At 73.2% G+C, this 21,652-nt stretch carries 18 protein-coding genes; 11 read left to right on the plus strand and 7 right to left on the minus strand.

Going from position 1 to position 21,652, the window contains the following annotated elements; all coding sequences use genetic code 11:
* Together IE136_RS11615 and IE136_RS11620 are read left to right on the plus strand one after the other, a co-directional pair.
* Positions 1–294, plus strand: a 294-nt coding sequence (locus IE136_RS11615) for a hypothetical protein (protein WP_229818781.1), incomplete at its 5' end; no start/stop codon positions are given.
* Between the two features lie 127 nt (positions 295–421).
* The gene (locus IE136_RS11620; RefSeq protein WP_189600274.1) at positions 422–1,951 is read left to right on the plus strand and encodes a sigma-70 family RNA polymerase sigma factor; all 1,530 of its coding nucleotides are present in this window, start codon (positions 422–424) and stop codon (positions 1,949–1,951) included.
* A 25-nt stretch (positions 1,952–1,976) separates the two neighbouring features.
* Here the strand turns inward: IE136_RS11620 and IE136_RS11625 are convergent, their stop codons facing one another.
* Positions 1,977–2,798: a CAP domain-containing protein gene (locus tag IE136_RS11625; RefSeq protein ID WP_189600275.1), complete on the minus strand. Its 822-nt coding sequence runs from the start codon at positions 2,796–2,798 to the stop codon at positions 1,977–1,979.
* A gap of 486 nt (positions 2,799–3,284) precedes the next feature.
* Between IE136_RS11625 and IE136_RS11630 the strand changes: the two genes are divergently transcribed.
* Positions 3,285–5,270 carry a DUF11 domain-containing protein gene (locus IE136_RS11630; RefSeq protein ID WP_158984550.1) on the plus strand — a complete coding sequence of 662 codons (1,986 nt, stop codon included), beginning with the start codon at positions 3,285–3,287 and terminating at the stop codon, positions 5,268–5,270.
* A gap of 36 nt (positions 5,271–5,306) precedes the next feature.
* On the opposite strand, the gene IE136_RS11635 is transcribed toward IE136_RS11630, so the two are convergent.
* Positions 5,307–6,644 (minus strand): acyl-CoA dehydrogenase family protein, encoded by a 1,338-nt coding sequence (locus IE136_RS11635; RefSeq protein WP_189600276.1) that lies wholly within the window; start codon positions 6,642–6,644, stop codon positions 5,307–5,309.
* 150 nt (positions 6,645–6,794) lie between these two features.
* Positions 6,795–7,253: an RrF2 family transcriptional regulator gene (locus IE136_RS11640; RefSeq protein ID WP_158984546.1), complete on the minus strand. Its 459-nt coding sequence runs from the start codon at positions 7,251–7,253 to the stop codon at positions 6,795–6,797.
* Positions 7,254–7,402: 149 nt separating this feature from the next.
* Here IE136_RS11640 and IE136_RS11645 point away from each other — a divergent pair, with 149 nt between their 5' ends.
* Complete coding sequence (locus IE136_RS11645; protein ID WP_189600277.1) at positions 7,403–8,275, plus strand: glutathione S-transferase C-terminal domain-containing protein; 873 nt, start codon at positions 7,403–7,405, stop codon at positions 8,273–8,275.
* A 65-nt stretch (positions 8,276–8,340) separates the two neighbouring features.
* On the opposite strand, the gene IE136_RS11650 is transcribed toward IE136_RS11645, so the two are convergent.
* Positions 8,341–8,814 carry a rho GDP-dissociation inhibitor gene (locus tag IE136_RS11650; protein ID WP_189600278.1) on the minus strand — a complete coding sequence of 158 codons (474 nt, stop codon included), beginning with the start codon at positions 8,812–8,814 and terminating at the stop codon, positions 8,341–8,343.
* Positions 8,815–9,028: 214 nt separating this feature from the next.
* The gene (locus IE136_RS11655; RefSeq protein WP_158984539.1) at positions 9,029–10,072 is read right to left on the minus strand and encodes an NAD-dependent epimerase/dehydratase family protein; all 1,044 of its coding nucleotides are present in this window, start codon (positions 10,070–10,072) and stop codon (positions 9,029–9,031) included.
* 139 nt (positions 10,073–10,211) lie between these two features.
* Between IE136_RS11655 and IE136_RS35525 the strand changes: the two genes are divergently transcribed.
* The 3 genes from IE136_RS35525 (at position 10,212) to IE136_RS11670 (ending at position 11,576) form a co-directional block, all read left to right on the plus strand.
* The gene (locus IE136_RS35525) at positions 10,212–10,565 is read left to right on the plus strand and encodes a DUF5133 domain-containing protein (protein ID WP_373309049.1); all 354 of its coding nucleotides are present in this window, start codon (positions 10,212–10,214) and stop codon (positions 10,563–10,565) included.
* Positions 10,566–10,744: 179 nt separating this feature from the next.
* A complete protein-coding gene (locus tag IE136_RS11665; RefSeq protein WP_158984537.1) occupies positions 10,745–11,104 on the plus strand; it encodes an STAS domain-containing protein in 360 nt (119 codons plus the stop codon).
* A 79-nt stretch (positions 11,105–11,183) separates the two neighbouring features.
* The gene (locus tag IE136_RS11670; RefSeq protein WP_229818782.1) at positions 11,184–11,576 is read left to right on the plus strand and encodes an ATP-binding protein; all 393 of its coding nucleotides are present in this window, start codon (positions 11,184–11,186) and stop codon (positions 11,574–11,576) included.
* Positions 11,577–11,613: 37 nt separating this feature from the next.
* Here the strand turns inward: IE136_RS11670 and IE136_RS11675 are convergent, their stop codons facing one another.
* A complete protein-coding gene (locus tag IE136_RS11675; RefSeq protein ID WP_189600279.1) occupies positions 11,614–12,543 on the minus strand; it encodes a SigB/SigF/SigG family RNA polymerase sigma factor in 930 nt (309 codons plus the stop codon).
* A gap of 201 nt (positions 12,544–12,744) precedes the next feature.
* On the opposite strand from IE136_RS11675, the gene IE136_RS11680 reads away from it, so the two are divergent.
* Both IE136_RS11680 and IE136_RS11685 read left to right on the plus strand, forming a co-directional pair.
* The gene (locus IE136_RS11680) at positions 12,745–13,146 is read left to right on the plus strand and encodes an ATP-binding protein (RefSeq protein ID WP_229818783.1); all 402 of its coding nucleotides are present in this window, start codon (positions 12,745–12,747) and stop codon (positions 13,144–13,146) included.
* Between the two features lie 151 nt (positions 13,147–13,297).
* The gene (locus IE136_RS11685; protein WP_189600280.1) at positions 13,298–16,276 is read left to right on the plus strand and encodes a HAMP domain-containing protein; all 2,979 of its coding nucleotides are present in this window, start codon (positions 13,298–13,300) and stop codon (positions 16,274–16,276) included.
* Between the two features lie 39 nt (positions 16,277–16,315).
* Here the strand turns inward: IE136_RS11685 and IE136_RS11690 are convergent, their stop codons facing one another.
* Complete coding sequence (locus IE136_RS11690; protein WP_229818784.1) at positions 16,316–18,709, minus strand: SpoIIE family protein phosphatase; 2,394 nt, start codon at positions 18,707–18,709, stop codon at positions 16,316–16,318.
* A 237-nt stretch (positions 18,710–18,946) separates the two neighbouring features.
* Between IE136_RS11690 and IE136_RS11695 the strand changes: the two genes are divergently transcribed.
* Together IE136_RS11695 and ligA are read left to right on the plus strand one after the other, a co-directional pair.
* The gene (locus IE136_RS11695) at positions 18,947–19,333 is read left to right on the plus strand and encodes a DUF3040 domain-containing protein (protein ID WP_158984527.1); all 387 of its coding nucleotides are present in this window, start codon (positions 18,947–18,949) and stop codon (positions 19,331–19,333) included.
* Positions 19,334–19,385: 52 nt separating this feature from the next.
* Positions 19,386–21,509, plus strand: coding sequence for an NAD-dependent DNA ligase LigA (ligA, locus tag IE136_RS11700; protein WP_189600281.1), 2,124 nt, complete (start codon positions 19,386–19,388; stop codon positions 21,507–21,509).
* Positions 21,510–21,652 lie beyond the last annotated feature (143 nt).

Below are 21,652 nucleotides of genomic sequence, written 5' to 3' on the forward strand. Positions count from 1 at the left end.
GGGGTCTACACCGGGCGTGGTGGGGTGCTCACCGACGAAGTCGGTGCGGTGACGGGCGACCTGACCGTGCACACCACCTGGGCAGACGACGAGGCACGAGTGGCCGTGCAGTACAGCGGCGCGTCCGACTGGTTCACGATGTCGGGCAGTCCGGTTCCGTGCGCCTCCGAGAAGGAGAGCCGAGATCTCCACGAGGCGGTCGTCGAGGCCGTACGGACGGGGAACGGGGCCACCGTGCCGCGGGCGGCCACCGCGCCGGCGCAGACCCGTCCCGTACAAGGTCCGTCCGTCTGAATTCGTCGGTCTGAATTCGTCGGTCCGATCCGGCGGCGTGAACCCGTCGGCGGAAAACTGTTATGCCGCCCGCTCCCAGGGGTCTCCTCACGACGGGCACGGAAGACCCAGGGCAGGGAGCGGGAAAATGCACAGCGACGAGCGCGCCACGGCGGCACTGGTCGACGCGGCCGCGGCGGGGGACGCCTCCGCCCGGGACCAGCTGGTACGCGCGTATCTCCCGCTCGTCCACAACATCGTCGGCCGCGCTCTCGACGGCCACGCCGATGTCGACGACGTCGTGCAGGAGACGATGTTCCGAGCCCTCGACGGGCTGCCCGCGCTGCGCGACCCCGCCCGGTTCAGGTCCTGGCTCGTGGCGATCGCGATGAACCAGATCCGCCGACGGTGGCGCGAGCGCCAGGCCGGTCCGCTGCCCGGCCTCGACCGGGCGGCCGAGCTCCCCGACCCCGGCGGCGACTTCGTCGACCTCACGATCCTGCGCCTGGGACTCTCCGGCCAGCGCCGCGAGGTCGCCGAGGCGACCCGCTGGCTCGACGAGAGCGACCGCGAACTCCTTGCCCTGTGGTGGTTGGAGGCGAGCGGTGAGCTGACCCGCGCCGAGCTGGCCGACGCGCTGGCCGTTCCGCCCCCGCACGCGGCGGTCCGCGTGCAGCGGATGAAGGAACGCCTCGAGACCGCCCGGGCGGTGGTCCGCGTTCTTGCCGCCAGGCGTCCCTGCGCCGGGCTCGCCCGGGTGACCACCGGGTGGGACGGCCGCCCGACACCCCTGTGGCGCAGGCGTGTCGCCCGCCATCTCAACGGCTGCGGCAGCTGCGACCGTGCCCGCTCGGGCCTCGCCCCCGCCGAGGGCCTCCTGGCAGGGCTCGGCCTGGTGGTACCCCTCCTGGGCTGGAGCATGGGCGGCGACGGAAGCGGGGGCGGCGCGCCGTACACCGACGTCCAGTCGGTCGCCTGGGCGGATACTGCGCCGGCGGCGGGAGTCCCGGCCGCCGTGCCCGACGGTCCGGGGCCCGGGGAGCCGGGTGGTCGGGGCGGGAGCTCCCTCCGACGGGCCTGTGCGGCCGGGGTGGTGGCGCTCGGCGTGCTGGGGGGCCTGACTCTGCTCGTACCGTCGGAGCCGGAGGCCCGGCCGCTCGCCCCCCGCACGCCTGCGGCCGCGCCGCCCCCGCCGAGCAGCGAGGCACGGCCGACGCCGGCGCCACGACCGAGCACGGCGACCCCCACGTCCGCCGCGACAGCTTCTCGCTCCCCGGCCCCGGACCCGGCCCCCGCCGTCGAGGAGACGGTGACCGCGTTGGTCAACCGCCGCCGTGCGGAGGCGGGTTGCGCTCCGCTCCGCACGGATCCACGGCTCGCGGCGGCGGCCCGCGACTACGCCCGGGACATGGTCCGGCGCGGCTACTACGACCACCGGAGTCCTGAGGGCCGGTACGCGGACGCGCGGATCTCGGCGGCCGGGTACGCCTGGAGCGGCTGGGCCGAGAACCTGGCACAGGGCGCGGACGATCCGGCCGGCGTCGTGGAGGGCTGGATGGACGGAGCTCTTCACCAGGAGAACATGCTGAACTGCCGCTACCGCGACACCGGAGTCGCCGCCGTCCCCGGACCCCGGGGCACGGTGTGGGTGCAGAAGCTGGCGACGCCCGCCTCCTGAACGGACACCGGTGCGGGCCCGTCGGTCAGCGCGTGGCGCCGAAGTTCTGCACCCACCACGGGCCGTCGGAGGTGAGCGTCACCCCGACGCCGATGTCCTCGAACGCGCAGTTGAGGACGTTGCGCCGATGTCCGGCGCTCTTCATCCAGTCCTCCATCGCCTTCCGCGGGGTCTTCGGCCCCCGATGGATGTTCTCCGCCCAGGCCGACCAGGAGTATCCGGCCGCCGTGATCCGATCGCCGGCGTCCCGCCCCTCCGGGCTCTCGTGCGCGTAGAAGTCACGGCCGGCCATGTCGTCCGCGTGCTTCTGCGCGGACTTGCGCAGTCTCGTGTCGGGGCGCAGCGGGCCGCATCCCGACTTCTCCCGCTCGGTGTTGGCGAGCGAGACGATCTCCTCGACGAACCGGAGAACCTTCGGGGCGGGGGGTGCGGCGTTCCGAGGCTCTCCCCCCGGACCGGCGGAACCGGACGCCGACGCCGCAGGGGTGGTGGACGGTGTGGTGGTGGACGGCGTGGTGGTGGGCGTCGTGGGGGTGGGGACGGGCGAGGTCCCCACGGAGAGCGGCGCCACGGCCGTCCGGGCCGCCACCGTCGCCCGGGCCGTCACCGTCGTCCGGGCGGCCGCGTACGTGTGGCTGTCCGAGCCCGTCGTGCCACCGCTGCTGAGAGCCGCCACACCGGCCCCGGCGGCCAGCGTGTGGACGGCCGCCGTCGTGCCCGCCACGATCACGGCGGTACGGAAGAACGGCACCCGGCGCGCGTGTCTGCCCACACGCTCTCCTCTGCGGTGCCGGCCGCCGCCGTGGACCCGCTTGCCGTAGGGGCTGGGCTCGTCGTGGTACCGCATGGACTCCGCTCTCTTCTCCGAGGCCGCGGGACGGGTTGGCAGGGGCAGAGCCGCAGGGGCGACGGACGTAACCCTTTCCGGACCTGACGATTTCGACACACGGTGTCGACCCGACGCGTCCACCCTCGACGCCAACCGGCCGGTTGCCGAAGGGGGTTGGCCAGCGATCGTTCGTCACCCCGTCGGCCCATCACTCCGCCGTCGCCGTCGCCGTGCCGTTCCCTGAACGCACCGCCTGCCCCGGCCGGATGCCGGCCGCGGTGATGTGCTGTCCGTACGAGCCGAGAAGGACGCCTTGGCCCTGGCTCTCACGGCAGAGACTCGTGCCCGGCCCGCGGCCGCCCGGTGCCCCTCCCCTCACCCCGGAGAGTGGATCACGACCTCCAGTGGGCCGAGCCCTCCGAGGCGGTGAGCAGCCGTCAGGCGGCGGTGCGGGAGCCTGGGGAACCGCGATGCCGGAAGACGACGAGAGGCGAGTGGACCCCTATGTCCCCCTTCAGTGCTGTACCGAGACCGGTCCCGCCCCGGCGCGCCGCGCTCGCCGCGGCCGCCGCGACGGCGCTCGTCGTGGCCCTGCCGGGTCAGGCGGCGGCCGCGCCCGGAGATCTGGATCCGGCCTTCGGCGACGCCGGGCGGTTGGTGAGCGACCTCGGTGGCTACGAGCAGGCGACGGCGGTGGCCGTGCAGCCGGACGGCCGGATCGTGGCCGTCGGCGGCATCGACCGGAACGGGGGCGACTTCGCGCTGGCCCGCTACCTCCCGGACGGCAGCCTGGACCCGGCCTTCGGTGACGGCGGCCGGGTCTTCACGGACATCGAAGGCGGTGGCGACACGGCGAACGGTGTGGCGCTCCAGCCGGACGGAGCGATCGTCGTCGTCGGTACCAGTGAATCGACGTCCCTGGGCGGGTTCTACCTCACCGTCGCCCGCTACCTCCCGGACGGCACACCCGACCTCGGCTTCGGCGGCACCGGACACGTCGTCACGGACTTCGGCACCGGCGGCGCCGACGACGGCACGTCGGTCGCGATCCAGCAGGACGGCCTGATCGTCGTCGCCGGCCAGAGCGCCGGCGACTTCGCGCTGGCCCGCTACCGCCCCGACGGCATCCTCGACACCACGTTCGGCACGGGCGGACGGGTGACCACGGACTTCGCCGGCGGAGCCGACGCCGCCCGCTCGGTGGCGGTGCGAACCGACGGCCGCATCGTCGCCGCAGGCCACCACGGCGCCGGCCCGGCCTACGATTTCGCCGTGGCCCGGTACAACCCGAACGGCGGCCTGGACACGACGTTCAGCGGGGACGGGCGGGCCACCGTCGACTTCGGGGCGGTCGACATGGGCCACGCCGTCGCGGTGCACACGGACGGCCGCGTCGTCGTCGCGGGCGGCTCGGGCAACGACTTCGCGGTCGCCAGACTCCTCGCCGACGGCAGCCCCGATCCCGCGTTCAGCGGCGACGGCAGGACGACGACCGACTTCGACGGTGGCAGCGAGCTGGCCCGCGCGGTCGTGCTCCAGCCGGACGGCCGGATCGTCGCGGCGGGGCGCAGGGGCGGCGACTTCGCACTGGCCCGCTACCAGACCGACGGCAGCCTCGACACCGGCTTCAGCGGCGACGGCAGGACGGTCACCGACTTCGCCGGCGGTTTCGAGGAGGCGTACGGTGTGGCGCTCCAGGGTGACGGACGCATCGTCGCCGCGGGGTACCGGGACGGCGACTTCGCGCTCGCCCGGTACGAGGGCGGCGGCGGGGCGCCGCTGCCGACCGGCGTGGACCTGAGGGTCACGAAGACGGGCCCGGCCTCGGCCGTCCTCGGCACCCGGCTCACCTACACCATCACGGTGACGAACACCGGCACCGGCGCCTCCGCCACCGGAGTCACGCTCACCGACGCCCACACCGGGCCCGGCACCCTGGTGTCCGCCGCGCCGGGGCAGGGCAGTTGCTCCGTCGCCTCGGGCACGGCCGGCTGCGCCCTGGGCACGATCGCGCCCGGCGCCGCCGTCACGGTGAGCGTCGTGGTGGAACCCTCCGCCGTCGGCACCCTCAGGGACACCGCGACGGTCTCGGCGACCCAGAGCGACCCCGTGACGTCGAACAACACCGCCACCGCGACCACGACCGTCACCAACTCGCGCGGCTGCACGGTCGTCGGCACGAGCGGCGACGACCGGCTCTACGGCACCGCGGGCGACGACGTGGTCTGCGGCCTGGGCGGCAACGACACCATCACCCCCGCGAACGGCAACGACACCGTCTACGGCGGTCACGGCAACGACACGATCGACGGTGGCAACAACAACGACCGGCTCTTCGGCGAGGCGGGCAGCGACACGCTGTTCGGGGCATACGGCAACGACACCCTCAACACGGTGGACGGCGTAGCGGGCAACGACGGCGCCCACGGCGGTCCCGGCACGGACTCCTGCTCCACCGACACCGGGGACAGCCGCTCCGGGTGCCCGTAACGGATCGGACCGATCCTGCGGGAACCCGTCCGCGGCTCACGCGAGCAGGGTGAGCCGCGGACGGGTCCCGTTGAGGTAGTGGTCGCCGATGTCGCGCAGCCGGTGGTCCGGGGACGACTGGGCCGTCAGCGCGCGGGCGTTGCGCCAGAAGCGGTCGAGGCCCGGCCCGCCGCCCGGGGCGTCGCATTCCCGCGCGGTGTCGACGAGTTCGAGGATCCGGGTGGTGATCCGGACCGCGGACCGGCCCGTCACGGTCTCGGCGGCGGCGACCAGCACGGCGATGTCGGCGCGTTCCTCGACCCCGAGCGCCCGCGCGGCGAGCAGGCCGCGCGCCAGGGCGTCCGTCGCCCGCTCGACGACCGCCGCGGCTGCGTGCGCCGCCGTGGCCAACTCGCCGTACGCCAGCAGGAGGTACGGATCCTCGCCACCGCCGACCGGGTACGCGTTGCCACCGGCGACCGGATCGGCGGATGCGGCGGTCGGTGCGGCGTGGGTGGCGCGACTGATGTCCCGGGCCTCCGCGAGGGCTCCCTCGGCGATGCCGAGGCCGACATGGACGAGGAGGAGTCGCAGGGCGAGCGGGGCGAGCGCGGTGAAGGGCGCCACGGCGTGTTCGTCGCGGGGGAGGGTGCCGAGAACGTCCCGGGCGTCCACAGGCACGGCGTCGAAGGTCACGGTTCCGGCGCCCGCGAGGCGCTGCCCGACCCGGTCCGTCCCGGCCTCGGTGAACACGGCCGGATCCCCGGGGTCGACCAGGGCCACCCGCACGTCTCCGGTCGAGCTGCAGCGGGCGCCGACGACCAGCCGGTCGGCGACCGTGACGCCGGAGGCGAAGGAGCGGCGCCCCTCCAGGACGTAACCCCGGCCGGAGGGGGCGAGCGTGAGGCCGGGTGCGCCGTCGGCGCGCAGCGGCGGCGGCTCCACGGCTCCGGCGAGCAGCCACCCCTCCCGGGCCGTGCGGTCCTCGAAAGCCGCGCCCGGACCGGAAGCCGTGTCACGGGCCGTGTCACCGGCCGTGTCACCGGCCGGGTCGTCGGCGAAGAACCGGGTGCTGAAGGACAGGACGTAGTGGTGGGCGAGGAGTTCCCCTATCGAACCGTCCGCCGCGGAGATCTCCCGGATCACCGCGCAGGAGGCCTGCCAGTCGGCCCCGTGCCCGCTCGGTCCCGGTGGGGTGAGCAGCGCGGGCAGCCCCGCTTCCTTGAGCCGGGCGACCTCGTCGAAGGGGGCCTTGCCCGCCCGGTCCCTGGCCGGCGCGTCGACCGCGAGGTCGTCGGCGAGTTCCCGGGTGACGCGGGGCCAGATCTCGTCGTCCGCCGGGCGTTCGGGCTGTCCGGAGGTGGGGCGTTTCGCTGACTTCCTGGGCGTTCTCACGTCACCTCACATGATCCCTGGTTTTCCCACTGGAACAGTAGGGATAGTGGCAGAGCCGTGGCCCCGGCCCCAAGGGGCGTTCGCATCATGGACAGTCGGATCTCGTGCGTTGAGACGGTGGCGAAGGTGCCGAGGTGGATCGGGGGCTGATCAGGGGTTGGTCCAGGCGTCGGGGTCGTCCGCCAGGTCGGAGATCTCCGCCGGGAGCCTCGCCGCCGCCACATCCGCCAGCGACACCCCGTCGAGCACCTGGCGCACACTGGCGCGCAGCGCGATCCACAACGTCAGAAGGGACTCGGCGGGGCCCGTGTACGAGAGCTCCGGCGGGCGCACCCCGCGGACCGAGACCAGTGGGCCGTCCACGCACCGGATCACATCCGCGAGGGAGATCGTCTCCGCCGGCCTGGCCAGCCAGTACCCGCCGTTTCCGCCCCGCTGGCTCAACACGAGGCCGCCCCGGCGCATGTCGCCGAGAATGCCCTCCAGGAACTTGTGTGAGATGCCCTCGCAGTCGGCGATCGCCTCGGCCTTCAGCGGCCCCGTGTCCTGGGCGGCGGCGAGCCGAAGCGCGGCCCGTACCGCGTAGTCGGCTCTGGCTGAGATGCGCATGCCCGCATTATCCCGCACCGCCGTGACCGGATTCGCGCGCCTGAGGTGTTGCCGCCGCTGTGAGTGCCCGGCGATGTCGCACCCTTGACGCGGAGCGTGACGGTCCCGACACTCATGGAACGGGAACCCGAGTGAACAGGTAGGGAATGATGGAGACTTCCGCAGGACCGGACGCGGCTCGGCGAAGCGTGTCCGTCTCCTCGTCCGTCTTCCGCGGCCGGATCGGCTGCGACGTCCGCAGCGGCCACTACGCCGTTCCGCACCGCTACCGGCTCCATCTGTCGCTCTCCTGCCCGCGCTGTCTGCGTATCGCGATCACCCACGGCCTGCTCGGCCTCGAGGAGACCCTCCCGCTGGTTCTGCTGCCTTCCACCCCCGACACCCCGGGCGGCGGATACGCGGCACTGCGACCCCTGTACGAGGCCAGCGCGCACCAGTACGCGGGCCCCGCGGCCGCGCCCGTGCTCAGCGACAGCTGGACCGGACGGATCGTCAGCACCCATGTCCCCGACATCCAGCGCGACCTCGCGCTGCGGTTCCGCGGTACCGGACCCGACCTGCTGCCGGCGGGGCGCGAGGCGGAGATCGGCGCCGTCGGAGACCTCTGCGAGCGGAGCGTCAACCAGGCTGCGCAGCGCGCCGGCGAACTGGGCCTCGACGACGCACACGCCCACCTCGACCCCCTCACCGTGTTCTTCGCGGCCCTCGACTCCCTGGAGCGCACGCTCGGACGACACCGGTACGTGCTGGGCGAGGACATCACCGCCGCCGACGTCGTCGTCTGGGTGACGCTCGTCGAGCTGGACACCGTGCACCGCCGCCATCTGGACGCCGCCGCCCTGGACCGGATCGCGGCGCACCCGGCGCTGTGGGCCTACGCCCAACGCCTCGCCGCGCACCCCGCCTTCGGCCGCCGTCTCGACCTCGACGGCATCGCGTCCCGGCATCGCGCGCACTGCCGGGGCCGCGAGGCGGCGGGCGCCGCCATGAGCATCGTGGACTGGCGGGCGTATCAGGGCTGAGCGGATGGCGAGCGAGTGATACGGGGCGTCGCGCGGTGGCGGGGAGCGCAGGGAGCGCGCGGGGCTCAACGGACGGGCTTCTCCCAGTCCCTCTTGACCTCGAAGCGGTAGTCGTGCCGGTCGAGCACGCGGCCCTCCGCGTCGATCAACGCGGCGTACACGTCGTAGATCCCGCGGGCGCGTGGACCGCTCGGGACGCGCTCGGGCGGAAGCGCCAGCTCGTACGGCCCGCCCCGGCGGAAGTCCCCGAGCATCACCTCACGGCCGCCGATCTCCACGCCGGACATGCTCCGCACGTCGATGACCTTCAATCCGGTCACGGACGGACCGTCGACCCGGAAGCGCACCACGGCCCGGCACTCCGTGCCCTCCTTCAGGGTGAAGGGAGTGGGGGTCGTGCCCTTCGGGGGTACCGGTACGAAGATGTCCTCCCGGCCGGGGAACTGGAGCGCCAGCCCGAGCAGGCGGACGGTGCGCCCCTCATGGGTCGGAACGGTCGTGGCCGCGCCGGCCACGGACGCCACGGAGTGCTCGCTCATGACATCGCCTCTCCGGGACAGCGGCCTCTTCCGCGAGGCCGACGGTGCGACGCCCCTCTGCTACCCGATTCGCCCCCGGGCATGCGGAGGCCACCGCGGGTGGCCCCGGGCGCGGTCGACGGGGCCCCGGGCGTCAGCCGGCGCCGGCCCCGGCATTCCGGTGCCGGCCCGGGCACAACGATGCGGGCCGGGCATTTCGGTACGCGCCCGGGCATCAGCCGATGCGGCGGCCCGAGAGGGGGGCCGTCGCGTCCCCGCGCCCCGCGCGCACGCCGCGCAGGAAGGCACCCAGCGCCTCCGTCGCGGTCATGGACGGCTCCCACTCCAGCTCGCTCCGAGCCCTGTCCGTGGACAGCAGCGGCAGGCGCAGAACCGCGTCGAAGAGATCGGGCGAGGCGGGGACCGCCCGCATCTTCCAGGCGGCCGACAGCACGCTCCGTACCGCGGTGGTCGGTACCTTCACCGGCCGGGCGTCGAGCAGCGAGGCGAGCGTCTCCGTGTCGATCACCGGATCCGCCGCGAGGTTGAAGGCGCCCCGGACGTCACGGAGCAGCGCACGGCGGTAGGCGTCGGCGGCGTCCTCGGTGTGCAGAGCCTGGAACCGCAGTCCCTTCAACTCCGGGATCAGCGGCAGCAGTTCGGGGCGCAGGAGGGCGCCGGGGAAGAACCGGCCCGCGAAGATCCGGCGCTGTTCGCTCGCCGACTCCTCCTTGAAGAGGAAGGCCGGCCGCATCCGCACCACCCGGGTCTGCGGGTGATCCCGCTCGAAGGTGTCCAGGACCCGTTCGAGATACGCCTTCTCCCTGGTGTACGCGGCTCCCGGCCAGCCATGGGTCGGCCAGGCCTCGGAGACCGGCGCGCCGCCCTCGGGGCCCGGGGAGTACGCCCCCACCGAGGAGGCGTGCACGAGCACCGGCACCCGCGCCGCCGCCACCGCCTCGAACACCCGTAGCGATCCGAGGACGTTGGCCCGCCAGGTCTCCGCCGGGTCGTGGGTCGGCTGGAACCGCCAGGCCAGGTGGACGACCGCGTCGGCGTCCTCGAGGAGCCGGCCGAGGCGTGGCTCGTCGCCCTCCAGCGACAGATCCACCTCCTCCCACTTCGTCCGGGGCAGGTCGAGGACGGGCCTGCGGCGGGCGAGGCCGAGCACGGAGGCGACCTGGGATTCGCGCGCCAGAGCCCGTACCAGGCTCGTTCCGACGTTCCCTGTGGCCCCCGTGACGACCACTCTCAGTCCTTCGCTCGGGTTCGTGCTCATGCCTTCGACGATCCGTCATCGGCGGCGCCCGCGCATGCCGGGCCCATGGCTGTGACGGAACGTGTTCGTGTGGGTCGCGCAGGTGGCCCCGCACCGTGAATATGAAGCGATGGAGGGAAGGGGGGCGTGTCAGGAGGACATGATGTTGCTGCCAGACAGAAACACGGTCGACCGACTGCTGCGGCACTACCGGGCCCAGGAACGGGTGGTCCTGGCCCGGCCCTGCGACCTGTCGATCCGAAGGCGGTTCGAGGACACGGCGTACACGCTGTGCGTGCTGATGGGGGAGCGGACGGCGCGCGAGGCGGTGCACGCCGCCGAGCGCTACGTCGGCAAGGCGAGCCCCGCCGGGAAACCGAGTCCGGCGGGCAAGGTGCGCCCCCTGGCGGAGGTGAGCCCCGTGGGAGCTGCGACTGGCGTGGGGATCGCGAGTGCCGTGGGGAAAGCGAGTTCCGTGCGCCGGGAGGCGCTGGAGGGGATCCCCGGCGTCTGACCCCGCCCGCCCGCCTTCCTCGCCCACCTCCCGGACAGGTACTTCAGAGCTCCCCACCGGTTGTGTCCCCGCCGATGGCGGGCAGGAGTCGAGTACCGGGGCCCAAGTCGGGTAGCCGCGCACCAGCGGTGCGAGTCCCGTGCCGGAACGGGCGGGAGCGGAGGAAGGCGGGCGATCCCATGGAGCCGGAGCGGTTCGCCGTCACATCGGCGCCCGGGCCGAGGCCCGGTGTCGTGGTGCTGTCCCTGACGGGGGAGCTGGACCACGACACCGCGGACGCGCTCAGGAGCGCCCTGCGCCAGTGGTCCGGCGCTGAACGGATCCTGGTCGACTGCCAGGATCTGGGCTTCTGCGACTCGACCGGTCTCAACGTGCTGCTCCAGGCCCGGCTGCACGCCCTGGAAGAGGGCGGCCGTCTGGAGCTCGCGGGGCTGCGGCCGCCCGTGGCCCGCATGTTCGAGATCACCGGCGCACGGACCGTCTTCCGGGTGCACGAGAACGTGGCCGAGGCGCTCACCGATCAGCGGGCGGGCGGTTAGACCGGCTATGGCGGCGGTGGGTAAGAGCGCTCCGCACGGGAGCCAGATCCGGCGGCTCGTGCTCCACGGGACGAAAGGCATGGTCACGCGCTGCCGCGACTTCACCGCGCGGGCGCTGGCGGACTGGGGCTGGCTCCCGGCGGAGAACGACGAGGCGCAGGAACGGGTCGACGACGTGCTCCTCCTGGTTTCCGAGGTCGTCACCAACGCCTGTCTGCACGCCGGCGGCCCGGAAGAACTGGTCCTGCGCCATCGGGAAGGCCATCTGCGGGTCGAGGTCTCCGACGCGAACCCGGAGCACCCGAGACGGCGACGCCCGCGGGCCGCTTCGCTGCCGGGCGGCCACGGGCTGATGGTCCTCGACCGGCTGGCCGGGGACTGGGGCGCGGAGTCCCGCCGAGACGGAAAAGTGGTCTGGCTGGAGATCAGCCGCCCCTCTCCCCCTCCCTGGCACCGTCCTGTCACCCCCTGACAGCGACCGCGGGCCGGCCGGGGGCGGGCCGGCCCGCTCACGACTCCTGGGGCGAGGGGGGCTGCGGTTCGTCCGTGTCCTCCAGGAGGCCGGTTCTGAGTTCGCCCAGAACGCGGGCGAGCAGCCGGGAGATGTGCATCTGCGAGAGGCCGAGCCGCTCGCCGATCTGCGACTGGGTCAGCTCCTCACCGAAGCGCAGTGAGAGGATCTGGCGGTCACGGGCGTCGAGCCCGGCGATCAGCGGCTTGAGCGACTCCAGCGCGTCGATGAGCTCGAAGGCGCGCTCCTCCTCGCCCAGTCGCCGGGCTCCCGCGGTGACGGCCGACTCGTCGTCGCCGGAAGGCGTGTCGAGGGAACGGGCGACGTAGCCGTTCGAGGCCTGCTCGCCCTCGGCGACGGACTCCTCGCTGACATGGAGGTGTGCGGCCAGCTCGGCCCTGGTGGGACGCCTGCCCAGCCGCTGCTCCAGGGTGTCGACGGCCTTGGCCAGGTCGATCCGCAGCTCCTGGAGCCGGCGCGGCACCTGAACGGCCCAGCTGGTGTCGCGGAAGAATCGCTTCATCTCGCCGACGATCGTGGGCAGCGCGAAGGCGGAGAACTCCACGTCACGGCTGGTCTCGAACCGGTCGATCGCCTTGATCAGGCCGATGGTGCCGACCTGGATGATGTCCTCCGTCGGCTCAGCCCGGTTCCTGAAGCGGCGGGCCGCGAACTTCACCAGGCTGAGATTCAGCTCCACCAGGGTGTTGCGTACGTAGGCGTACTCCGGAGTGCCCTCCTCCAGCGCCTCCAACCGGGTGAAGAGCGCGGTGGACAGGGTCTGGGCCTCCGCGGTGCTCACCTCGGTGGGCCGGTCGATCTCGGGGAGACCGTCCAGGGCATGGTGACGTACGGCGGCTGGGCCCGCCGGTCCCGCGGTGGCGGTGCCGGTGGTGGGGGCGGTGCTGCGTGTGCGGGGGGTGGACATGAAGGCTCCCTCGACGGTGGCGTGGGCCTGCGCCACCGGGTGCGGTGGCGTGGTCCGTCGTCCGAGCGTTCCGAAGAAGAACATTCCCATTTGAAGCGATTTGAACCCGTTTGTCCCGGGCAGCCGTGCGCTATGACGGCTGGGCAACAGCATCGAGGGACCGCTCATGCCCGTCGGTACCGCCTGGGCGGCGGGCCGGGCATGGTGGGACGGTGCCGTGATCTGACCCGCCAGGCGCTGCGTGACTGGTTCGGCCCGGCGGGCGAGGTGGACAACCCGGCGGTCCAGGATGTCCTGCTCCTCGTCTCGGAGGTGGCCACCAACGCGTACAGACACGGTGGCGCTCCGTACGAACTCGGCCTCGACCGTACCGGCGGGCGGCTGTGGGTCGAGGTCGGCGACTCCAGCCCCGTGCGCCCCCACCCGCACGGTCCGCACCGCGCGAACCGCGCCTCGGGCCACGGGCTGTATCTCCTCGAACGGCTCTCGGTGGGATGGGGATCCGTTCCGAGCGGCACGGGGAAGACGGTCTGGTTCCAGGTCGATGTGGTGCCCGCCGGGGCCGACGCCTCGGACACTGCCGTCCGTCCGAGGCGTGCCTAGAGTGGAGAGGCGGGGCGGAGCCGAAGCGGGCGCATCCCGCCACCGGCTTCGCACCACGACGAACGCGACCGATGCAATCGACCGCGACCGACCACATCCGGTCGAGGAACCGGCTCGCATCCGACCGTTTCCGCGCCGCCCGAGGTCCGCGATGGAAAGTACACCCCGATCGGCCGAATCCGGGCCGAGTGTCTCCCCGGAGCAGTTGGGTGAGGACGGGCTGGATCAGCTGCTGGCGGGGCTCACCGCCGTGCGCGACGGTGACCTCTCCGTACGCCTCCCGAACGCCCACGGGGGCATCCTCGGCGACATCGCGACCGTCTACAACGACATGGTCGACCAGCTCTCCCTGGTCACCTCCGAGGTCACCCGGGTGGCCCGCGAGGTCGGCGGGCAGGGTCTGCTCGGCGGCAGGGCCCGCGAGCCGCGGGTGAGCGGGGTGTGGCGGGAACTGACTTCCGGCGTCAACACGATGGCGGACAACCTGACCTCGCAGGTGCGATCCATCGCCCAGGTCGCCACGGCCGTCGCCGGCGGCGACCTCACCCGGAAGATCCGCGTCGACGCGCGCGGCGAGATCCTGGAGCTGAAGGAGACCATCAACACGATGGTCGACCGGCTCTCCTCCTTCGCCGAGGAGGTCACCCGGGTGGCCCGCGAGGTCGGAACGGAGGGCAAACTCGGCGGCCAGGCGACCGTCCGAGGGGTCTCCGGCACCTGGAAGGACCTCACGGACAACGTCAACTCCATGGCCGACAACCTCACCAACCAGGTGCGGAACATCGCCCAGGTGACCACGGCCGTCGCCCAGGGCGACCTCACCAGCCGCATCGACGTGTCGGCGCGCGGCGAGATCCTCGAACTCAAGACGACCATCAACACGATGGTCGACCAGCTCTCCTCCTTCGCAGCCGAGGTCACCCGGGTGGCCCGCGAGGTCGGCACGGAGGGCAAGCTCGGTGGCCAGGCCGAGGTCGAGGGGGTCTCCGGCACCTGGAAGCGACTCACCGAGAACGTCAACGAGCTGGCCGGCAACCTGACCCGGCAGGTCCGCGCCATCGCCGAGGTCACCAGCGCCGTCGCCGAGGGCGACCTCACCCGCTCGATCACCGTCGAGGCCCCGGGCGAGGTCGGCGACCTGCGCGACAACATCAACGCCATGGTCGAGTCGCTGCGGGCCACCACCCGGGCCAACGAGGAGAAGGACTGGCTCAAGACAAACATCGCCCGGGTCGCCGGCCTCATGCAGGGATCGCGGACCCTGACCGAGGTCGCCGAGCTGATCATGACCGAGGTGCCGCCGCTGGTCTCCGCGCAGTACGGGGCCTTCTTCCTCGCCCGGCACGACGAGCAGGGCACCGAACTCGTCCTGACCGCCGCCTACGCGAGCCCGGACGGCCCCGAAGCCCCGCCCCGCCGCTTCCGACTCGGTCAGTCGCTGGTCGGTCAGGCGGCCCGCGACCGGCGTGTCCTCGTCGTCGACCGGGTGCCCGCCGCGTACGCCACCATCGCCTCCGCGGCGGGCTCCGCCGAACCGGGCATGCTGATCATCCTGCCGATCGTGGTGGAGGACCAGGTGCTCGGCGCCGTGGAACTCGCTTCGCTGCAGCCCTTCACCGCGATCCACCGCGATTTCCTGGAGCAGTTCGTGGACACCGCGGGAGCCGTCGTCCGCTCCCTCGTCGCCAACCTTCGCACCGACGAGCTGCTCGGCCAGTCCCGGCGACTCACCGACGAACTGCGCTCCCGCTCGCAGGAGTTGCAGGCCCGGCAGCAGGAGCTGCAGCGTTCCAACGCCGAACTGAAGGAGAAGGCGGCGCTGCTCGCCGAACGCAACAAGGACATCGAGTCCAAGAACCTGGTCATCGAACAGGCCCGTCAGGAGCTGGAGGCGCGCGCCCAGCAGCTCTCCCGCACCTCCATGTACAAGTCCGAGTTCCTCGCCAACATGAGCCACGAGCTGCGGACCCCGCTCAACAGCCTGCTGATCCTGGCCCGGCTGCTCTCCCAGAACCCCGAGGGCAATCTGACGGAGAAGCAGGTCGACTACGCGGAGGTCATCCACTCCGCGGGATCCGATCTGCTCCAGCTGATCAACGACATCCTCGACCTCTCCAAGGTCGAGGCGGGGAAGATGGACATCCGCCCCGAACAGTTCCCCCTCCACCAGCTCCTGGAATACCTGGAAGCCACCTTCGGCCCCGTCGCGGACGAGAGAGGGCTCGACTTCTCAGTCACCGTCTCGTCGGACGTGCCGGAGGAGCTCGACACCGACGAGTCGCGCCTGCGGCAGATCCTGCGCAATCTGCTCTCCAACGCTCTCAAGTTCACCGAGAAGGGCTGGGTCGAGCTGACCATCGAGTACGCCGAGACCGACGAAGTCCCCCCTGCGTTGCGCGGACGCGGCCCGGTGCTGGCCTTCCGGGTCGGCGACAGCGGGGTCGGCATCCCCGCCGAGCGCCTCGAAGGCATCTTCGGCGCCTTCCAGCAGGGCGACGGAACCACCGCCCGGCACTACGGTGGAACGGGACTCGGCCTCTCCATCAGCCGTGAGGTGGCCGGGCTCCTCGGCGGCGCCATCGACGTGCGCTCCACCCCGGGCCGGGGCAGCAGGTTCACCTTCTACCTCCCCGCCCCGCGGTCCCCGCGGAGCGGGGGACTGTCCGGGACGGTCGCGACGGCGGGCGGCGGTGCCGCCGCGGAGGGCGACGACAGGGCCCGGGGAGTGCCTCCGGCGGGCCGCCGCGACCCCGACATCACGGGGCGTACGGTCCTCGTGGTCGACGACGACGTACGCAACGTGTACGCGCTCACCGAAGCACTGGAGGGCCGGGGCGTCCGGGTGCTCCAGGCCGACAGCGGGCAGGCCGGTCTCGACCTCCTCGCCTCCCGCGACGAGATCGAACTCGTCCTCATGGACGTCATGATGGCCGACATGGACGGGTACGCCGCCACCGAGGCGATCCGGGCCCTCCCCGGCCGCTCGGGGCTCCCCGTCATCGCCGTCACCGCCAAGGCGATGCCGGGCGACCGGGCCCGGGCGCTGGCCGCCGGGGCCAGCGACTACCTGGCCAAGCCGGTCGGTGCGGACGAGCTGGTGGCGAAGGTCCGCGAGTGGCTGGTCTCATGAAACCGGGGGCGCGGGGGGGGCAAGACCGGCGGGGCGGCGTCACCGTACCTGCACGGCGACGATGCTCGTGTCGTCGTCGGTGTCTCCCGTCGCGGCGCCGAGCAACAGATCCACCTGCTCGTCGGGCGGATAGCCGCTGACCCGCTCCGCCGCCGCGCTCAGCTGCGCGAGCCCTTGGTCGAGCCCGTCGTGGCGCCGCTCGACCAGCCCGTCGGTGTACAGCAGCAGGGTGTCGCCCGGCCGCAGCTCCGTTCTGCGCTCCTGGTACGCGTAGGAGGGCACCGCGCCCAGAAGGATGTCCTGCGGCGGTTCGATCAGGCGCGCCACACCGTCCCGTAGCAGCAGCAAGGGCAGGTGCCCCGCGCTCGACCACACGAGACTGCGGTCCTCCGGGTCGTACAGCGCGCACACCGCGGTCGCCGTCGGATGGCCGCTGGTGCGCAGCGTCGCCTCGTTGAGCCACTCCATCAGCCGACGGGGCGAGTCGCCGGTGCAGGCGAGACCCCGCTGGGCGTTGCGGAGCGCCACCATGCCGGTGACCGAGTCGATGCCGTGCCCCGCGACGTCGCCGACCGCCACCAGGACCTTGCCGCTGGGCAGCGGCTGGACGTCGTACCAGTCGCCGCCCACCCGGTACTCCTCGGCGGCGGGACGGTAGCGGGCCGCCGCGACCAGGCCCGGCAGCTGCTGCACGTCGGGGACCTCGGGCACGATCGCCTGCTGCAACTGCAGCGCCACCTGGTGCCTGAGTTCCGCCCGCGTCCGTACGGCGGTGAGCTGGTCGAACGTCGCGGTCAGCGCCGCCTCGGTGCGGCGGCTCTCTGACACGTCCTGATAGACCCCGGCGATACCGGTGATCGTGCCCCCGTCGAGCAGCGGCTCCGCCGCCACCCGTACGTGCCGCACGGTCCGCCGGTCGCCCAGGACGATCCGCAGCACCGTCTGTGCCCCCGTGCGGCGCTCCGTGAGCGTTCTGAGCAGTTCGGTCAGCGCCGCTCCGTCGTCCGGGTGCACGAGGCCGCGCAGGCCGAGCAGCGGGACGGGCGGTTCGTCCCGGCCCCTGCCGAAGATTCCGTACGCCTGCTCCGACCACACCGTGTCGCCACCCGTCAGGCTGTCCTGGAACAGCCCCACGCTCTGGATCCTGGCCACGGCCCGCTCCGAGGCGAGCCCGGGGTCGGTGACGGTGTGCCAGAGCACCACCACCCCCTCGGCGCCGGCCGGCAGCACCCGCACGTCCAGCAGCGGGGGCGGGTCCTGCTGCCCGGGCGCCGTCGACAGCGGCAGCCGGGGGACACGCTGGGCGCGGGCGGACCGGCGGGCGCGCCGGGCGAGGTGGGCGAGGTCCGCGTGGACATGGGGAAGGGCGAGGGGGAGGGAACGCTCCTCCGGGAAGGACGCACCGCCGAGGGCCGCGACCGCGTACTCGTTGAGATGCTCCACCGTCGGCGCCGAGGTGGAAGGGGCCAGGCGCAGCAGCATCGCCGGATGCGCGAGGGAGTCCAGGACGTCCACCAGGGCCGGTGTCGTCGCCGGGGGCGAGTCGGCCGCGTCCAGGACGGTGCCCGCCACCTCCGTCAGACCGACCAGAGCCCGCATCAGGGGCGCCTCGAAGGTGAGCGGACCCGGCCAGGTGACGAGCGCCAGGCCCACCACCGCGCCGCGCCGGCGCACGGGAAGGAGCGCTCGCGCCGAGTGCGGCGCCGGTCCTGGCAGGACCTCCCCGTCCGCGGGGCCCGTGTCCAGCCAGACGGGGGAGCCCTCGGAGAGGACGGAGTGGAATGCGGGAGGAGCCGCCGGGGGAATCCACTGCCAGGCCGCGGCCTCGGCGGCGGTTACCCCGGCGTGCCCGGCGAGGCACAGACATCCGCCCGCGTCCCGCCGCCAGAGCCAGAGGCTCTCCGCGCCGAGCGGGGCGAGGCCGCCGTCCAGGAGGGCGCGCGCCGCCTCGCCGACGGTGTCCTTCGTCTCGGCCGCGGCCGCCGCGCGCCGGGCGCGGCGCGCGGCGGCGGTGTCGGCGACGGGTCGTGCGTCGGTGGCGTGTGGGACGGAGAGGCCGGTTACGGAGGGGGCCGCGACGGCCGGGTCGGGGCCAAGAGAGTCCGCGAGGAGCCCTGTGTGCGCCCGCCCGGTCGCCGACCCGGGGCCGACGGTCTCCCCCGTCTCGGCGGCCGGCCGGCCGGCGACGGCGTTGACGATGTCCGCGGCGAGATCCTCGATCCCGAGTCCCGTCGCGTGCGAGAGGGAGTCCAGGTGTTCGGCGGCGTCGGCGGGTGACGCGCTGAGCTGGGCGGCGAGGACCCCGGTCGCCAGATCGAGGAGATGGCGACGGGTGATCTCGGCGCGCAGCCGTCCCACTTCGGCAGCCAGCCCCGCCATGTCCTGGCCCGCCCGTGTGCCGGCGCCCGGGCGCCCCTCCGCTGACGTCGTCACGAGTCTCCCGTCCCTCCACCAGGTGGTTGTCCGGAATGATCGCATCCGGTCAGGATTCTACCTGTCTGCCCCCCTTCGGATCGGCGGCGGCTGGGATCGTCGTACGCGTGTCTGAAACCCGCTGCGCCGGGTACTCGCGCGGCGGAACGGCTTCGGAACGGAACGGCTTCGGAACGGCCGCGGAACGGCAAGGAACCCCAGGAAACGGATCCGGCGTCCGAATGGGAGGTGTCAGCGATGGACGAGACCCCTCTGTCACAGCATGAGCGACGCGTCCTGGCCGAGATCGAGGACGCGCTGCGCGAGGACGCGTTGCTGGAGCGGCGACTGCGCACGATGCGGCGGGGCGGCCTGGGGCACGCGGTGCGCAAGGGACCGGGGCGCGGGCCGGGGGAGGGGCGGACGCGGAAGGGGAGGCACGGGGTGCGCGGCCGTCTCGCGGCCCTCGGCGTCACGCTGCTGGGCATGTTGACCCTCGCCCTGCTCGTCCTCGCCGTCGCCACCGGCGAACCGGCCCTGACATGGGCCTTCGCGGCCGCCTGGGTGCTGACTCTGTCCTGCCTGCTGCGTCTGGTCGTCCGCTGGTCGCGGCGGCTCGCTTCGCGATCGTCCGGGTCGCCCTGACCGCGGACCCGAGCCGGGACCCCGGAGCCGATTGTCAGTGGTGCCCGGCACGATGGACCTCATGACAACGACTCCGGTTCTTGCCGATGCCGCCGCGTACGCGCAGGCGGTCGAGGAAGCCAAGCAGGCTGCCGCCGCCTACTACGCGGGTGGCACGTCCCCGCTCGACGACGACGCCTACGACCGCCTCGGCAGGGCCGTAGAGGCATGGGAGTCCGCCCACCCCGAGCAGGTCAGGGCCGATTCGCCGACCGGAAAGGTCGCCGGGGGGGCGGCCACCGGCGACGTACCGCACTCCCGGCCCATGCTCTCGCTCGACAACGTCTTCTCCGCCGAGCAGTTCACGACGTGGGCCGCCTCGCTCGAGCGCCGGATCGGCCGGCCCGTCGAGCGGTGGAGCGTCGAACCGAAGCTCGACGGGCTTGCGGTGGCGGCGCGTTACGAACACGGGCGGCCGGCCCGGCTCATCACCCGTGGCGACGGCACCGCCGGCGAGGACGTGTCGCACGCGATCGGCACGATCGCCGGACTCCCGGAACGGCTCAACCAGCCGCTCACGGTCGAGATACGCGGCGAAGTGCTCATGACCACCGAGCAGTTCGAGGCGGCCAACTCGCTCCGGGTCGCCCACGGCGGCGAGCCGTTCGCCAATCCGCGCAACGCGGCGGCCGGCACCCTCCGCGCCAAGGACCGCCCCTACACGGTCGAGATGACCTTCTTCGCCTACGACGTGCTGTCGCCCTCCGGCGACCCGTCCGGCGACCGGGGCGATGCCGCCTCGGAGGCCCTGGCCGGGCTCGACGACCTCGCTCACAGCGAGCTCATCGCGCGGGCCACCGCCCTCGGCCTCCACACCTCGGGCGCCACCGCCGTGCCCGGCCGCACGGCGACCGGGACCGACGAGGTGCTGGATCGGGTCGCCGAGATAGCGGCCCTGCGCGCGGAACTGCCGTTCGGCATCGACGGGATCGTCGTCAAGGCCGACCTCGCCGCGGACCGGCGGGACGCCGGCGCCGGCTCCCGCGCCCCGCGCTGGGCCGTCGCCTACAAGCTCCCCGCCGTGGAGAAGGTCACCAAGCTGCTCGGGGTCGAGTGGAACGTGGGGCGGACGGGCGTCATCGCACCGCGCGCGGTCCTGGAGCCGGTGGAGATCGACGGCAGCACCGTCACCTACGCGACGCTGCACAACCCCGCCGACATCACACGCCGCGACCTGCGCCTGGGCGACCACGTCATGGTCTACAAGGCGGGCGACATCATCCCCCGGATCGAGGCGCCGGTCGCCCATCTGCGGACCGGCGAGGAACAGCCGATCGCCTACCCGGAAGCCTGCCCGCAGTGCGGCTCGGAGATCGACCGCAGCGAACAGCGCTGGCGGTGCGTCAGGGGCCGTGACTGCCACCTCGTGGCCTCGCTCTCGTACGCGGTCGGCCGCGACCAGCTCGACATCGAGGGGCTCGGCACCAGCCGGATCGTCCAGCTCGTGGACGCGGCCCTGGTGACGGACCTCGCCGATCTGTTCGCCCTCACCCGCGAGCAGTTGCTGGGCCTGGAGCGGATGGGGGAGACCAGCGCGGACAACCTCCTCGCGGCGATCGACACCGCCCGCGCCCGCCCGCTCAGCCGCGTCCTGTGCGCCCTGGGCGTCCGCGGCACCGGCCGCTCCATGTCCCGCCGTATCGCCCGTCACTTCGCCACCATGGACGCGATCCGGGCGGCCGACGCGGAGGCGGTGCAGCGGGTCGAGGGGATCGGCGCGGAGAAGGCGCCGGTCATCGTCGCCGAGCTGGCCGAGCTCGGCCCGGTCGTCGACAAGCTGGTCGCCGCCGGTGTCAACATGACCGAGCCCGGAGCCACCCCGCCGCCCCCGCCGGGGGCGGAGACCGCCGCCTCCGCCGACGCCTCCGCCGGCGCGCAGGCCGGCCCGCTCGCGGGCCTGGCCGTGGTCGTCACCGGCGCCATGACCGGGCCCCTCGAAGCCCTGAGCCGCAATCAGATGAACGAACTCATCGAGCGCGCCGGCGGCAGATCCTCCTCCAGCGTCTCCCGGCGTACCGGCCTGGTCGTCGCGGGCGAGAAGGCCGGCTCCAAGCGGACCAAGGCCGAGGAGTTGGGCGTCCGCCTGGTCGACCCGGCCGAGTTCGCCACGCTGCTGGGGGACTACCTGCCGGCCTGACCACCCGTGCACGGGAGATCGACCGCTCGGCGCCGTGCGCCGACACCGCCGCCCCACGGCCCCTTCCTCGGGGGAAGCGGGCCCGCACGCCGTCGCTGCAGATGTCCCGCGAGAGCCGGGTCGTACGGTGCTCACCGAACCGT

Origin of the sequence: Streptomyces lateritius, assembly GCF_014649715.1 — a bacterium.
Classification (GTDB): Bacteria; Actinomycetota; Actinomycetes; order Streptomycetales; family Streptomycetaceae; genus Streptomyces; species Streptomyces lateritius.

Bases quoted from the DNA above. Each gene is read 5' to 3' on its own strand.
- IE136_RS11620 (WP_189600274.1), top strand. From the start codon at position 422: ATGCACAGCGACGAGCGCGCCACGGCGGCACTGGTCGACGCGGCCGCG.
- IE136_RS11625 (WP_189600275.1), bottom strand. From the start codon at position 2,798: ATGCGGTACCACGACGAGCCCAGCCCCTACGGCAAGCGGGTCCACGGC.
- IE136_RS11675 (WP_189600279.1), bottom strand. From the start codon at position 12,543: ATGTCCACCCCCCGCACACGCAGCACCGCCCCCACCACCGGCACCGCC.
- IE136_RS11650 (WP_189600278.1), bottom strand. From the start codon at position 8,814: ATGAGCGAGCACTCCGTGGCGTCCGTGGCCGGCGCGGCCACGACCGTT.
- IE136_RS11640 (WP_158984546.1), bottom strand. From the start codon at position 7,253: ATGCGCATCTCAGCCAGAGCCGACTACGCGGTACGGGCCGCGCTTCGG.
- IE136_RS11645 (WP_189600277.1), top strand. From the start codon at position 7,403: ATGGAGACTTCCGCAGGACCGGACGCGGCTCGGCGAAGCGTGTCCGTC.
- IE136_RS11695 (WP_158984527.1), top strand. From the start codon at position 18,947: ATGGACGAGACCCCTCTGTCACAGCATGAGCGACGCGTCCTGGCCGAG.
- IE136_RS11665 (WP_158984537.1), top strand. From the start codon at position 10,745: ATGGAGCCGGAGCGGTTCGCCGTCACATCGGCGCCCGGGCCGAGGCCC.
- IE136_RS11630 (WP_158984550.1), top strand. From the start codon at position 3,285: ATGTCCCCCTTCAGTGCTGTACCGAGACCGGTCCCGCCCCGGCGCGCC.
- IE136_RS11670 (WP_229818782.1), top strand. From the start codon at position 11,184: ATGGTCACGCGCTGCCGCGACTTCACCGCGCGGGCGCTGGCGGACTGG.
- IE136_RS11680 (WP_229818783.1), top strand. From the start codon at position 12,745: ATGGTGGGACGGTGCCGTGATCTGACCCGCCAGGCGCTGCGTGACTGG.
- IE136_RS11655 (WP_158984539.1), bottom strand. From the start codon at position 10,072: ATGAGCACGAACCCGAGCGAAGGACTGAGAGTGGTCGTCACGGGGGCC.
- ligA (WP_189600281.1), top strand. From the start codon at position 19,386: ATGGACCTCATGACAACGACTCCGGTTCTTGCCGATGCCGCCGCGTAC.
- IE136_RS11685 (WP_189600280.1), top strand. From the start codon at position 13,298: ATGGAAAGTACACCCCGATCGGCCGAATCCGGGCCGAGTGTCTCCCCG.
- IE136_RS35525 (WP_373309049.1), top strand. From the start codon at position 10,212: ATGATGTTGCTGCCAGACAGAAACACGGTCGACCGACTGCTGCGGCAC.